This is a genomic window from Phyllobacterium zundukense (assembly GCF_025452195.1).
In the GTDB taxonomy this organism is placed as follows: domain Bacteria; phylum Pseudomonadota; class Alphaproteobacteria; order Rhizobiales; family Rhizobiaceae; genus Phyllobacterium; species Phyllobacterium zundukense_A.
This window is the reverse complement of sequence record NZ_CP104973.1, coordinates 234782-247292: the sequence shown is the minus strand read 5'-3', so window position 1 is coordinate 247292 and position 12511 is coordinate 234782. Positions and strand designations below refer to the sequence as shown.

The following is a 12511-nucleotide window of genomic DNA, read 5'->3' as shown; positions in this document are numbered from 1 at the left end:
AATTATCGGGCGAGGTTTATCCCGAGCAGCCGTTTATACTCTTGCTCGGCTACCCCGTAGAAACCGTTGGCCTCGGCCATGAGCCCGGTACGATCGACGATGGTTATCTGTCCTCGCTTTGCCCGGATCAACCGTTTGTCTTCCAGTATATGCAAGACTTCCGTCACCCATGGCCGCCGCACTCCAAGCATGACCGACAGGAATTCGTGCGTCAGCACAATATCTGGACCATGCGTGCGGTCATGCACCATCAGGAGCCAACGAGCCATTCTGGATGAGACGTCCGCCTGGCTATTCGCCAATGCGGTCGAGGCCGTCTGGATGACCAAGGTCTGGACATAGAGGAGCAGGTAGCTGCGCAGCGTGGTGCTTGTTTCCATAGCGCGTTGAAGATCCACAGTAGCGATACTGTAACCGAGGCCGGCTACTTGCATGTAGCTGTCATGCGGCGATTGCATCCCGCCAAGAACGACTGAGGAACCCGTCATCCCCTCATTGCCGGACACTCCTACTTCGACGTCGCGGCCACTGGGCATTTTTGAGACGATCGAGGCAAGGCCTGTTTCAAGGAAGTACACGTCCGTGACGGGCGTTTGCGATTTCTCGATCACGTGCCTCAGCGGCAACTTCTGTGCGTCGAGATGCGGTGCCAGCAACTCAAAATCGTTCGCACGCATATGCCTGAGAAGCTTGTTCTCAAACGCAAATTGTGAAGCTGACATCCTCGTCCCTTCTCGCGGGAACAGAGAATCCTGCGTGATGAAATGCTATAAATATCGAAATAAAAAAATGACACAATGCATTGTCCGCCAATGGACAATTGTAGAATTGTCTGTCATTATTTGACCGAATAATCGGTTATATTTTCTCTGCACCCTATTATGACACATATTGTAAAATATAAAAGAGATTGCTCTACATTAGAATGTTCCAGTCGATACTTCAGATCAATTCTTGTGGCGAAGAAGGGGAAGTTATCGCGCGTATTCTCCGAAACGAAAACTGAAAAGATGCCGCGGCTCAGGTTCATACGCCCGCGTGCCATCGGAGCACCCGAGACTGGAAAAAACCTGCAGCAGAAATACGAAACTTCGAACCCGAACGGTTATCGCAAGTAATGTATGTCTCGGGTAAATGCTCCAATCTAAATTGACGCGCACAATGTTTCATCAATTTTGACGTATTCTTTTGGCAAGGTTATTTGTCAAAAAAGTTTGTTCAATTGACAGACAAAATTTTCTATATATACTTTTACTAATTCGAAATAATTACTGTATTGATACGTTTGCTTAGATTTTCCGAGGGGAAGACTAGGATGAATGACGTCTATTATTTTTCAGGCGATAACATTCTGCCTCTTTGCCAAAAGCGGTATGTCGGGCAATGGGGGTCGAATGTTGAGGAGCATGATCCGAAGTTTTTGGTTTCTGCGCTGACCAGCAAGACACTTGTCGGAAAACATGCTCTGCGTAAAGCAAAAAGGCGTGAGCGCATGCATTTGAAGTTTCTGAGATGCTACCAGACAGTTTGATATCCGTCGCATTTCCCGGGAGCTCATGCATGGCATAAGGAGGGGAGCATGCGTATTCATAAACCGATGCGTCCGACTGAATATCCAAGCCGGAGCTACGATTGTCAGCTGGCTTTGGAGCCAGAGTTCCGGCGTGCCGTCGATTTTCTTGCGAGTGAGGCAGGAGAAGCAGGTTGGTCGTCGAATGAGATTACGCGAGCCATTGTCGGCCTTGCCCTTGCCTATGCGGCCGACCAGCATATGGATCGAACGCCCGCGTCGACCATGAATATAAGGCGCCTCTTCTTGAACTGAGCAGGTGATTGGATGGTTTGATGCGAATTTCCTTCGTTCGCTGTGGGGTCAGACAGCTCCAGTCATCGGTGCGTGGTTCGACGGCAAATCGGACCACGCACTTTTCTCTTGGCTAGAGCAAGTTTTGTTTATTCAGAGTCGTTCTGCCGGAGAGAATTCGTGGACAAGGTCGAGGGGTTTGGCGAGGCCGATGCCTGTCCATCGGACGAAGCCGAAGCCCGAAGGATTTGGCCCAGAACTGGCTCTGAATAGACAAAGTTTGCTCTAGTGTGCGAGCGAAAACCGCCTGCAATTGCTTGCGAGCGGTTATGCGCGTCATTCTGGCTCCAGACCGGGCCCTGAAAGACCGCGAAGAGCTACTGCCTTGTAAGAACAACCGGGATCAGAAGATCGCCCCAGTTACCGTCGCCGCCATGGTGACGGGCGGAGCGAACCAGTTCCACGGACACACCGGCGTCAACCGCCTTCATGACGGATTGGTTGAGGCGATGCAAGTCATTGGCGACCATGCGAATGACAGCCTGCTGGTCTGTATTCATGGCCGATGATTGCTCCTCGGCCCGTTCCTTGACGCGTGTCTGCGGTGCCATGATTTTTCTCCTTGGCGTTTTTGTTGTTTTACTCTGCAGCCGGACGGAACTGTGCCGTCTCGGTCGATTCCTTCATTGCGGTCGTTGAGGATTTGCCGCCGGTGATTGCCAGCGAAACCGCATCGAAATAGCCGGTACCGACTTCGCGCTGATGCTTGGTCGCGGTGTAACCATTGGTCTCTGCGGCAAACTCAGCTTCCTGCAGTTCCGAATAGGCCGACATCTGCCGGTCCTTGTAACCACGGGCGAGTTCGAACATGCCGAAGTTGAGCTGATGGAAGCCGGCCAGCGTGATGAACTGGAACTTGTAGCCCATCGCCCCGAGCTCGCGCTGGAACTTGGCAATCGTCGCCTCATCCAGATGCTTCTTCCAGTTGAAGGAAGGCGAGCAGTTATAGGCGAGTAGCTTGTTCGGATGCTCTTTGCGCACACCTTCGGCGAAGCGCTTGGCCTGCTCAAGATCCGGCTTCGATGTCTCGCACCAGATCATGTCGCAGTGCGGCGCATAGGCGACGGCCCGAGCGATGCAAGGCTCCAGTCCGTTCTTGACCTGATAGAAGCCTTCGGTCGTCCGTCCGGCGTCGTAATCGACGAATGGCTGATCGCGCTCATCGATATCCGAGGTCAGCAGCTTGGCAGCCTCTGCATCCGTGCGGGCGATGACCAGCGTCGGCGTTCCCATAACGTCCGCGGCAAGCCGCGCGGCGTTCAGGTTGCGGATATGCGCGGCCGTCGGGATCAGAACCTTGCCGCCAAGATGACCGCACTTCTTCTCGGAAGCGAGCTGGTCTTCGTAATGGACACCGGCAGCGCCAGCCTCGATGAAAGCCTTCATGATCTCGAAGGCGTTGAGTGGTCCGCCAAATCCTGCTTCCGCATCGGCAATGATGGGCGCGAACCAGGTCTCGACCGAAAGGCCCTTGCCCTCTGCCGTCTCGATCTGGTCGGCGCGCTGCAGCGTCTTGTTTATGCGCTTGGCCAGTTCCGGCGCCGCATTTGCCGGGTAGAGCGACTGGTCAGGATACATGGCTGAAGCTGTGTTTGCATCGGCAGCAACCTGCCATCCGGAAAGATAAATTGCCTTGAGACCTGCGCGAACCATCTGCATAGCCTGGTTGCCCGAGAGAGCGCCCAGTGCATTGACGAAACCCTCTTCGTGAATGAGCTTCCAGAGCCGGTTGGCACCGTTTTCAGCGAGAGTATGCTTGATCTGAACCGAGCCTCTGAGGCGCTGGACATCGTCAGGTGTATAAGGACGTTCGATACCATCATAGCGGCCCTCCGGTGCGTTTGGTACGAGGTTGTAAAAATCAGTCATTATTGTCTCCACAAAGAGTTGTATCCCGCCGCAGCCTGTCTGATAGGGAGTTTGACGACTGCGTTGATATGACTAGATTTACATTGCAGGGCGAGATAAGCCAGAAATATCGCATGTTTTGGCGGTTTTATCGAGTTATCCTGTTGTGTGTTTGACAATACTGGTTTGTAAATTTGTAAATTTTGTAATATCCTGGCATGGAAGCGAGATGTGTAAATCTTGTCATAATGAACCACGCACAGCGGCGATGCACGCAACAGTGAGGCTCCATGGCTGAGGGCAAGATATTCGCCGGTCCGCGCATCAGGCGCATTCGCAACGAGCGTGGTCTCACACAAACCTCGATGGCCGAGGCGCTGGGTATTTCGCCGTCCTATCTCAATCTCATCGAGCGCAACCAGCGGCCGCTCACGGTCCAGCTCCTGCTCAAACTCTCTTCAACCTACAAGATCGAGCTCGACACACTGCAAATGGAGACTGGCTCCTCCATGGCCGTGCTCAAGGAAGTGTTTTCCGACCCGCTGCTCAATGGCGAGTTGCCGGGCGACCAGGAGCTCATCGAAATCAGCGATGCTGCGCCCAATGCCGCCACCGGCGTCATCAAGCTTTATCGCGCGTACCGGGAATCGCTCGAGCGCCTTTCTGATCTGTCACAACTTCTGGCGAAGGACGGTCGCGCCCCATCCCTTGTCGCCACACGCATGCCGCTGAACGAGGTCCGCGAGGCGCTGGAGCGCCGCGCCAATCATTTTCCCCGCATTGAGGGGGAGGTCGACAGCTTTACCGGCCTGCTCAAACCCGGCGATGATTTGCTTGGCGCCCTGAAGGCCTGGTTAAAGAGTGAACATGGCATCTCCGTGCGTGTGCTTCCCGTGGCGACCATGCCGAATTGGCGCCGGCGTTATGATCGGCATTCGCAGCGGCTGTTCATCTCCGAGCGGCTGTCGCCCTTCGACCAGTTGCGTGAAGTGGCGATGGAGGCGGCGCTCATGCGCATGCAGGTGGTCATCGCAGCCGAAATACAGGATTTGAAACTCTCCTCGGACGAGGCGCGGCGAATCGCCCGTTTCGAGTTCGGGCGCTACGCGGCGCATGCACTCATGATGCCTCATCAGGCTTTCCAGAGCGCGGCTGTTCGTGCTCGCTATGATGTTGACGTCCTTCGTTCACGCTTCCACGTCTCCTTTGAACAGGCCGCCAACCGCCTGACAACGCTTGACGGCAAGTCCGACATTCCGTTCTTCATGCTGGAAGTCGATCACGCCGGCAATCGTTTCCGCCGGGCAGGGGCGCAAGGGTTTCCGCAGTCCCGTTTCGGCGGCGAGTGCCCGAAGCTGCCTGTCTATGCCGCGTTCGCTCAGCCCGGCCAGATCCTCGTCGAGGCGGTGGAGATGCCGGATGGCGCCGAGTTCATGACCATTGCCCGCACATTGGAAGGGCCGCAGGGCGCCTTCAACGAACGCCCGCGCCGCACGGCCATCCTTCTCGGCTGCGATATCGAACATGCTGACAAGACGGTTTATGGCAGCGCGTTCGGTAACATGAGTATCAGCGCCCCTCCGCTCGGCAAATTCGTCGGCTCCACGCCTGTCGGCCCGGCCTGCCGCCTGTGCGAACGCGCCGCCTGCCTCTCCCGGGCCGAACCACCCGTGACACGGCCGGTGGGACTGGACGAGATGGTGACGGGGCTCAGCGCGTTCGATTTTCAGTAGTACAAATAACTGCAACTCAATGCAATGCAGAGTTAAAAGTATAATTGTTAAATAAAGATATTGACTGCAATATTAACAATATTGTAGCTTTCGTATACGCATATGAATAATGAAAATATAGCCAAATGTTATTGGCTTCGATATAGATCATGCAGAAATCAATTTAATAGTTCGTCGCCTGTGCAAGTCAATTATTCATATATTTTGTTTGGACCCTGAAAGGGTTACTGTTTCCATGTCATACGATGCAGGTAAACTTGTAGGCGGAGATGACTGGATTGGCCTGCACAAAAACGAGAATCACTTTATTTCCTCCGAATGGATCGAGCGGGTCATTAACAACTTCGAGACAGGCCGGAATAAGAAGCGGCCCGGTTTGGTTGTCAAAACACGAGCTACTTCAACTCGTCGACAATGGCCGCATTCCCCGAACTCGTACCGTGGATGATCGCGAGTTGGTGGGACATGTTTAATTCCAAGGATGGATCATCCGGCCATGGTCGCTGCGACGGTGATGACCAAGCCCAGGGTGGCGCGTTCGAAGTCACGAACCGCATCGTGTTGGCTCTCGCGGCGCCAATGACGTTAGCCTATTTGACCACTCCGCTCTTGGGACTCGTGGACACAGCAGTCGTTGGACAACTCAACGATGTTGCGTTGTTGGCGGGCTTGGCTGCTGGTGCCGTGATATTTGACCTGGTGTTTACGAGTTTCAATTTTTTGCGCGCTGGAACAACTGGACTTGTCGCCCAGGCGTATGGCGCAGACGATATTGCCGAAGAACAGAAGATATTCTGGCGCGCTTCCATCCTGCGAATCTTGTGCGGCATTGTGCTGATCATTGGTGCGCCGCTCATATGCTTGACGGGGACGGGTTTTATCGGAGCATCCGATGCAGTTGGCTCGGCAATGACCTCCTATATCGGAATTCGGCTGATAGCGGCCCCGTTTTCATTGATGAATTATGTGATCCTGGGTGTTCTACTTGGGAAAGCCAAAGCGCGGCACGCGTTGGGGCTCCAAGTGCTGATTAATATTCTTAACATCTGCTTATCGGTATGGTGGGGGCTATATCTCTCAAGGAGTCGTTGGCGTTGCGTGGGCCGCAGTGGTGATGGACGGGATCTATCTGGGGGCAACGTGGTCTTCAATGCTTAGAAATATGATGATATTATCATTTGCGGTCTACGTCGTAGCGCTATTTGTGCTGGGGTGGTTGTTTGATAATTATGGCCTTTGGATCGCTCTTCATATGTTCATGATTATGCGAGGCGTAAGTTTATTGATGGCGCTCCCGCGCCTCCGCATCGCGACATTCGGCAATAGATAACGACTTGCAATCGAGATGTGGCGAACTTGCTATGGCCTTCTCCACCTAGACTAGGTCTGCGAGATTCGCGATCATGACGAGGCGAAAACGCCGGTTTCCGGGGCCGCCCTCGCGGCGAGTGCAGCGTACTTTAGGGTACGTGAGCAACGGAGCACAGAAAGACGCCATCTGCAGGCCGTCAGAGCGCGAATTCCTAGCCGGGAGGGCCGGTATAACCGACCGCATTTGGCCCGCCGTTCATCTCTCGAAGCTTGACGATGTATTGTTGCGGACGCAGCAAGTGGCCGGGTGCTTTGTATCCCATGGACCGCGCGATCTCGCCGACGAAGGCATTGCAGTTGAACGTCGTTGCCTGCCAGAAGCGCGATCTGGCTTGCAGTTTGCGTATGTAGGCGACGACCTTGTTGTACTCGGCTTCGTTCAAGGTGACGCGCCAGGTTGCCGACCTGTACTTATCGTCCGTATCACCGTCGCTCTCACCGGTCTCGGCTGGAACGGGTATGTAGTGGCCAAGAATATATGGAACCACGCTGTTCGTAGCCGGGTGGAGACCGGCAACTTCGCGATCAACTATATTGCCCGCCTTGTCCAGACGCCCGAACATCACATAGGTATGGCCGTAGGTAAGGGCGTAGCGCGAGCGAAACTCGATATAGTAGCGCCCGTTTTTTTGCGCGGGTTGTTTTGTTGTCGCCGAAGTCACCTGAACGGCCGCAGTGCTGTCACTGGTACCGGACACGGAACCCGACTTGCTCTCATTGCTCGTTTGACATCCCGCCACTGCGAGCCCAAGCATGATCACAGACAAAAGACGAACACTCATGAGCGTCATCCCATACCAGAATTCGTCAAAACGCAATCCTCAAGCCCGGCCAAACCCGTCATAAATCATCGGGGGCCGCACAGCCGCTTGTGAAGCCGGCTTTTTTTGCGAGATCACATGATGCTGGAAGGGTCGGGCGACCCTTCCATTTTTTTGACGAAACTTCTTATTTATAAACTGGTGCTGCTGCGGGCTCCTCAGCGACTGGCGGCGGAGCTTTCCCCTTACCCATCGACCCACAAGCGCTTAGGCTGGCAACGGTTATAGTGCAAACTACAGCGAATAAAATCCTGCTCATCAGATTTCCTTTCCCTCAAAGGCGAGTAGGTTACCGACGGTAGAGTACTACCAATGGTAGAGTAGCACAAATAGTAGTGATGACTAGAGCTTGGTAAGGTAAACGCACTTGGTAAGGTAAACGCACAACGAGTGTGTCCAGTTTGCAACAGGACGATCCGGCCGGGATATTTGGAGCCTGAAAGCCTTGCCGCGAAACATATGGCGTGGTTTTCGAGGCCGCCTTTGCGACGGACGCAGCGTGCATCGAATACCTGAGCACCGGAGGCGCAGAAAATCGCGGTGACCGTCGCAGGAGAGTTTGAAGACAGCTCTTAGACGATCAATACCGGCGTTCCCAGAGGCGTGTTGTCATAGAGATAAAGGATGTCCTCATTCGTCAGGCGAATGCACCCGTTCGACACAGCTTGTCCTATCAACCAGGGTTCATTTGTACCGTGCAGACGAAAATAGGTGTCACGTCCGCCGCGGTAGAGATAAAGCGCCCGTGCACCGAGCGGATTATTTGGCCCGCCTGGGACTCCGCCGGCATATTGCGCCAAATGCGGCTTGCGCCTGATCATGCTTGCAGTGGGCGTCCAGGATGGCCATTGCTCTTTACGCTCGATCGTCGCTCTGCCTTTGAGCGTCAGTCCCTCTTCCCCGACGGCGATACCATAGCGCGTGGCCGATCCGTCCCCCTGGACCGCATAGAGGAAACGTTCATAGGTGTTGACGACGAGCGTCCCGGGCGCCTCGCTCCCTTGATACGCGACTTCCTGCCGCCTCAAACGGGGATCCATGCCGCGTGGCACGGCAAAAGCTGATGAGATTGGCGAAAACGCGTCGCGCACTCCGGAACCGCACCCGGAGGTCATGAGTGCCAATCCGCCCAGCATCAGCCCGCGGCGCGTGATTTTTTCAATTGTCATTTGTACCTGCCCCAACCAGTCGACACATTCGCGGCCACCCTAACATCGCGGGAGTGGCTGGCCAAGTCTCACGCATCGCGGCGATCGACTATGAACAACTAGCTGGGGTATCCCGCACCTCAGGCGTGAAAAAGCTGAAGCCAAAGCCGATAGTAGAGGCCAAGATCGACCTATCGTACTGAACACCGGCGCCGGTGCCGTTAAACCGACAATCAACAGTCGCTTTCCAGACTCAACCTTTGCCACAAGCTTGGCATTGTCGCGTGCATGAGTATCGCCGTGCCCCTGCCGCCCGTCGCCGGGCCTGATCCTGCCAAGACCTCTTCGGAGGCCGCGATCGGCTGTCTGCTGGTGGCGGGCGCCGCGATCGCATGGAGCACCGGCGGCGCGCTCACGCGCTTCGTTGAAGCCAATAACAACTGGACGATCGTCTTCTGGCGCTCGGTTTTCGCCGCGTTGTTTCTCCTGTGCTTCATGCTGGTGCGCGACGGGCCGCGCGGCACATGGCGGCTGTTTCAGCATATGGGGCTGGCGGGCCTCGGCGTCGCCATTTGCTTCGCCATCGCCTCATCCTGCTTCATCATCGCGCTGTCCTATACGACGGTCGCCAATGTGCTCCTGCTGCAGGCGGGCGTGCCGCTGTTTGCAGCTTTGATCTCGTGGATATTGTTCCGCGAGCGCATCAGTACCGCCACATGGATCGCCATTGCCGTGGTTATCGCCGGCGTTGCCATCATGGTCTCGGATTCGCTCGACGGGGAGGTTTCCCCCATCGGCGACATGCTGGCGCTGTTGATCGCCATCTCGTTCGCCATCGCCACCGTCATCACCCGCCGCAAGGCGCATCTGCGCATGACGCCGGCGGTTTTCCTCGGCATGGTCATTGCCGGCTGCGTGGCCTCGACGATGGCCAGCGAGTTCAGCACCAGCGCGCGCGATTTCGTGCTGCTCTTTGCACTTGGTGCGGTCAATCTCGGCCTTGGCCTCGCATTCTTCGTCAGCGGCGCGCGGCTCATTCCCTCGGCGCTGGCCGCGCTGATCAGCACGCTCGAACCCGTGCTCGGCCCGGTCTGGGTCTGGCTCCTGCACAACGAGGTCCCGGCTCAGCGCACGATCATCGGCGGCGCCATCATTCTCGCCGCACTGCTCATGCATCTCGGCTGGGAATATCGGCGCCAAAAGCGCGTGGCGGCAATCGCCCGATAGTCGCAATTTTCCGCGTAACGACTGCGCTGCATCATTGAAAATTTCGCACTTGCGCAATTTTCAATGAAAGTGTTGCCTGAAGCCAGTTGACGAACCCTTCGCAATCTAAAAAGGTGGAGGCCAATCACGGGAACCCCGGCACAATTCAAAGGATTAGTGCCAGCATCATTGGAGAAATAAATGGGTATCAAAACTGCTCTGTTGACGGCAACGCTCGCACTCGGCCTTACAAGCTCGGCCTTCGCGCAGGACCGCGTCGTCAATATCTATAATTGGTCTGACTACATCGATCCGACGATCCTTGAAGAATTCACCAAGGAAACGGGTATCAAGGTCGTCTACGATACCTTTGACTCCAACGAAATTCTTGAAACCAAGCTTCTCGCCGGCGGCACCGGTTATGATGTCGTTGTGCCGACCGCCTCCTTCCTGCAGCGCCAGATTGCAGCGGGCGTGTTCCAGAAGCTGGACAAATCCAAGCTTCCGAACCTTTCCAACACATGGGACGTGATCAACCAGCGAATCGCGACGTACGATCCGGGCAATGAGTATTCCGTCGACTACATGTGGGGAACAACTGGCCTCGGTTATAATGTCGACAAGATGAAGGAAATAACCGGCTCGGATGAGAAGCCGACCTGGGATGTGCTGTTCAAGCCGGAACTGGCGGCAAAGTTCAAGGATTGCGGCATCCATATCCTCGATTCCGCGTCAGACGTCATGCCATCCGCGCTCGCCTATCTCGGGCTCAATCCCGACAGCAAGGATCCCGATGAACTCGCCAAGGCCGGGGCGCTACTCGAATCGATACGCCCTTACGTGCGCAAGTTCCATTCGTCCGAATACATCAATGCATTGGCCAATGGCGATATCTGTCTGGCTCTGGGCTATTCCGGTGATATCCTTCAAGCCAAAAGCCGTGCCGAAGAGGCGAAGGCCGGGGTAAATCTCGATTACGCGATCCCAGCACAAGGTGCACAGATGTGGTTCGACGTCATGGCGATTCCGGCCGATGCGCCGCACGTCGCGGAAGCCCATGAATTCATCAACTACATGCTGAAGCCGGAAGTTGCCGCCAAAGCAACGGATTTCGTGTCCTATGCCAACGGCAACAAGGCCTCCCAGGCCATGATTGACAAGTCGGTTCTTGAAAACCCCGCTGTCTATCCAACACCGGAGGTGCTGGCAAAGCTCTTCACGGTGACGCCCTATGACACCAAAACCCAACGCGTGGTGACGCGCTTGTGGACGAAAGTTGTCACAGGCCAATAATCCACAAAAGACCCCGGCAGCCAATGCCGGGGTCTTTTGAAATCAAGAACAGAAAAGTCCGGGGCAAATCATGAAATCATTGGGAAGCTTTCGCCGCACATTCGCACCTTGGAATGACCCGCAGGCGAAACCCTTTATCGCGATCGAAAATGTCACCAAGAAATTCGGTGATTTCGCGGCCGTCAATGATTTGTCTCTGAATATCTACAACCGCGAGTTCTTTGCGCTGCTGGGTGCTTCGGGCTGCGGCAAGTCGACTCTTCTGCGCATGCTTGCCGGCTTCGAGGAACCGACCGCCGGCCGCATTCTCATCGACGGTCAGGACATGCGCGGCATTCCGCCCTACAAGCGCCCGGTCAACATGATGTTCCAGTCCTATGCCCTGTTTCCGCACATGACGGTCGAAGGCAATATCGCTTTTGGCCTGAAGCAGGAGGGCATGGCCAAGGGCGATATCGAGGCGCGTGTCGCCGAAATGCTCAAGCTTGTGAAGCTCGAGCAGTTCGCCAAGCGCAAGCCGCACCAGCTCTCCGGCGGTCAGCGCCAGCGCGTGGCGCTTGCGCGTTGCGTTGCAAAGCGTCCGAAGGTCTTGCTGCTCGACGAGCCGCTCGGTGCGCTCGACAAGAAACTGCGCGAGGAAACCCAGTTTGAACTCATGGACCTGCAGATGAAGCTCGGCCTGACATTCGTGGTGGTCACCCACGATCAGGAAGAGGCAATGACCATGGCCGATCGTATCGCTGTCATGGACAAGGGCAAAGTCATGCAGGTGGCAACGCCGGCGGAAGTCTATGAAGCCCCGAACTCGAAGTTCGTCGCCGATTTCATCGGCAATGTGAACATGTTCGAAGGCACCGCCGCCGCAGTCGCCAATGGCAAGATCGATATCGCCGTTGCTCCTGAAAACCTGACGATCCGCACCGATGCCGCCTCGAGAAGCTGCGCTGTCGGCCAGCCGGTCGGCTTTGCCATAAGGCCGGAGAAAATCCGGGTCAGCCGCAAGCAGCCCGCCGATCCGTCCATCAACTCTGCGCATGGGGAGCTTTATGACATCGCCTACTTCGGTGACATGACAGTCTTCCATGTGAAGCTTGAAAGCGGCCGGATCATCAAGGCTGCGAGCCTCAACGCGGTGCGCACGGTCGAGGACCCGCTCGGTTATGACGATACGGTCTGGGTCAACTTCGATACCGACGCCGGTATCGTGTTGACCGCGTGAGGGGGCTG

General features: G+C 55.6%; 12 protein-coding genes. 7 read left to right on the top strand and 5 right to left on the bottom strand.

The features are described 5' to 3' along the window. Positions 1–2: 2 nt before the first annotated feature. A complete protein-coding gene (locus tag N8E88_RS13585) occupies positions 3–722 on the bottom strand; it encodes a Crp/Fnr family transcriptional regulator (protein WP_262294126.1) in 720 nt (239 codons plus the stop codon). Positions 723–1315: 593 nt separating this feature from the next. On the opposite strand from N8E88_RS13585, the gene N8E88_RS13580 reads away from it, so the two are divergent. Beyond that, positions 1316–1531 carry a hypothetical protein gene (locus N8E88_RS13580; RefSeq protein ID WP_262294125.1) on the top strand — a complete coding sequence of 72 codons (216 nt, stop codon included), beginning with the start codon at positions 1316–1318 and terminating at the stop codon, positions 1529–1531. 48 nt (positions 1532–1579) lie between these two features. Beyond that, positions 1580–1825, top strand: coding sequence for a hypothetical protein (locus N8E88_RS13575; protein ID WP_114428275.1), 246 nt, complete (start codon positions 1580–1582; stop codon positions 1823–1825). A gap of 356 nt (positions 1826–2181) precedes the next feature. Here N8E88_RS13575 and N8E88_RS13570 read toward each other — a convergent pair whose 3' ends face one another. Continuing rightward, a complete protein-coding gene (locus N8E88_RS13570; protein ID WP_114428276.1) occupies positions 2182–2415 on the bottom strand; it encodes an SMc00767 family acetate metabolism repressor in 234 nt (77 codons plus the stop codon). Between the two features lie 28 nt (positions 2416–2443). Then, the gene (gene aceA / locus N8E88_RS13565; protein WP_262294124.1) at positions 2444–3733 is read right to left on the bottom strand and encodes an isocitrate lyase; all 1290 of its coding nucleotides are present in this window, start codon (positions 3731–3733) and stop codon (positions 2444–2446) included. A gap of 269 nt (positions 3734–4002) precedes the next feature. Between aceA and N8E88_RS13560 the strand changes: the two genes are divergently transcribed. Both N8E88_RS13560 and N8E88_RS13555 read left to right on the top strand, forming a co-directional pair. Further along, positions 4003–5445 carry a helix-turn-helix domain-containing protein gene (locus tag N8E88_RS13560; protein ID WP_262294123.1) on the top strand — a complete coding sequence of 481 codons (1443 nt, stop codon included), beginning with the start codon at positions 4003–4005 and terminating at the stop codon, positions 5443–5445. 465 nt (positions 5446–5910) lie between these two features. Further along, the gene (locus N8E88_RS13555; RefSeq protein WP_410010645.1) at positions 5911–6603 is read left to right on the top strand and encodes an MATE family efflux transporter; all 693 of its coding nucleotides are present in this window, start codon (positions 5911–5913) and stop codon (positions 6601–6603) included. Positions 6604–6968: 365 nt separating this feature from the next. Here N8E88_RS13555 and N8E88_RS13550 read toward each other — a convergent pair whose 3' ends face one another. Together N8E88_RS13550 and N8E88_RS13540 are read right to left on the bottom strand one after the other, a co-directional pair. Next, positions 6969–7607, bottom strand: coding sequence for a hypothetical protein (locus N8E88_RS13550; RefSeq protein ID WP_262294122.1), 639 nt, complete (start codon positions 7605–7607; stop codon positions 6969–6971). Positions 7608–8209: 602 nt separating this feature from the next. Beyond that, positions 8210–8806 (bottom strand): L,D-transpeptidase, encoded by a 597-nt coding sequence (locus tag N8E88_RS13540; protein ID WP_262294120.1) that lies wholly within the window; start codon positions 8804–8806, stop codon positions 8210–8212. A 267-nt stretch (positions 8807–9073) separates the two neighbouring features. Between N8E88_RS13540 and N8E88_RS13535 the strand changes: the two genes are divergently transcribed. The 3 genes from N8E88_RS13535 (at position 9074) to N8E88_RS13525 (ending at position 12503) form a co-directional block, all read left to right on the top strand. Next, positions 9074–10012, top strand: a complete 939-nt coding sequence (locus N8E88_RS13535) for a DMT family transporter (protein ID WP_262294119.1) — start codon at positions 9074–9076, stop codon at positions 10010–10012. A 180-nt stretch (positions 10013–10192) separates the two neighbouring features. Beyond that, positions 10193–11284, top strand: coding sequence for a polyamine ABC transporter substrate-binding protein (locus tag N8E88_RS13530; protein WP_262294118.1), 1092 nt, complete (start codon positions 10193–10195; stop codon positions 11282–11284). Between the two features lie 70 nt (positions 11285–11354). Then, positions 11355–12503, top strand: coding sequence for an ABC transporter ATP-binding protein (locus N8E88_RS13525; protein ID WP_262294117.1), 1149 nt, complete (start codon positions 11355–11357; stop codon positions 12501–12503). Positions 12504–12511 lie beyond the last annotated feature (8 nt).

What these genes read in the sequence shown, in the direction of transcription:
- N8E88_RS13585 (WP_262294126.1), bottom strand. Translation starts at nt 722, where the DNA reads ATGTCAGCTTCACAATTTGCGTTTGAGAACAAGCTTCTCAGGCATATG.
- N8E88_RS13580 (WP_262294125.1), top strand. Translation starts at nt 1,316, where the DNA reads ATGAATGACGTCTATTATTTTTCAGGCGATAACATTCTGCCTCTTTGC.
- N8E88_RS13575 (WP_114428275.1), top strand. Translation starts at nt 1,580, where the DNA reads ATGCGTATTCATAAACCGATGCGTCCGACTGAATATCCAAGCCGGAGC.
- N8E88_RS13570 (WP_114428276.1), bottom strand. Translation starts at nt 2,415, where the DNA reads ATGGCACCGCAGACACGCGTCAAGGAACGGGCCGAGGAGCAATCATCG.
- aceA (WP_262294124.1), bottom strand. Translation starts at nt 3,733, where the DNA reads ATGACTGATTTTTACAACCTCGTACCAAACGCACCGGAGGGCCGCTAT.
- N8E88_RS13560 (WP_262294123.1), top strand. Translation starts at nt 4,003, where the DNA reads ATGGCTGAGGGCAAGATATTCGCCGGTCCGCGCATCAGGCGCATTCGC.
- N8E88_RS13555 (WP_410010645.1), top strand. Translation starts at nt 5,911, where the DNA reads ATGTTTAATTCCAAGGATGGATCATCCGGCCATGGTCGCTGCGACGGT.
- N8E88_RS13550 (WP_262294122.1), bottom strand. Translation starts at nt 7,607, where the DNA reads ATGACGCTCATGAGTGTTCGTCTTTTGTCTGTGATCATGCTTGGGCTC.
- N8E88_RS13540 (WP_262294120.1), bottom strand. Translation starts at nt 8,806, where the DNA reads ATGACAATTGAAAAAATCACGCGCCGCGGGCTGATGCTGGGCGGATTG.
- N8E88_RS13535 (WP_262294119.1), top strand. Translation starts at nt 9,074, where the DNA reads ATGAGTATCGCCGTGCCCCTGCCGCCCGTCGCCGGGCCTGATCCTGCC.
- N8E88_RS13530 (WP_262294118.1), top strand. Translation starts at nt 10,193, where the DNA reads ATGGGTATCAAAACTGCTCTGTTGACGGCAACGCTCGCACTCGGCCTT.
- N8E88_RS13525 (WP_262294117.1), top strand. Translation starts at nt 11,355, where the DNA reads ATGAAATCATTGGGAAGCTTTCGCCGCACATTCGCACCTTGGAATGAC.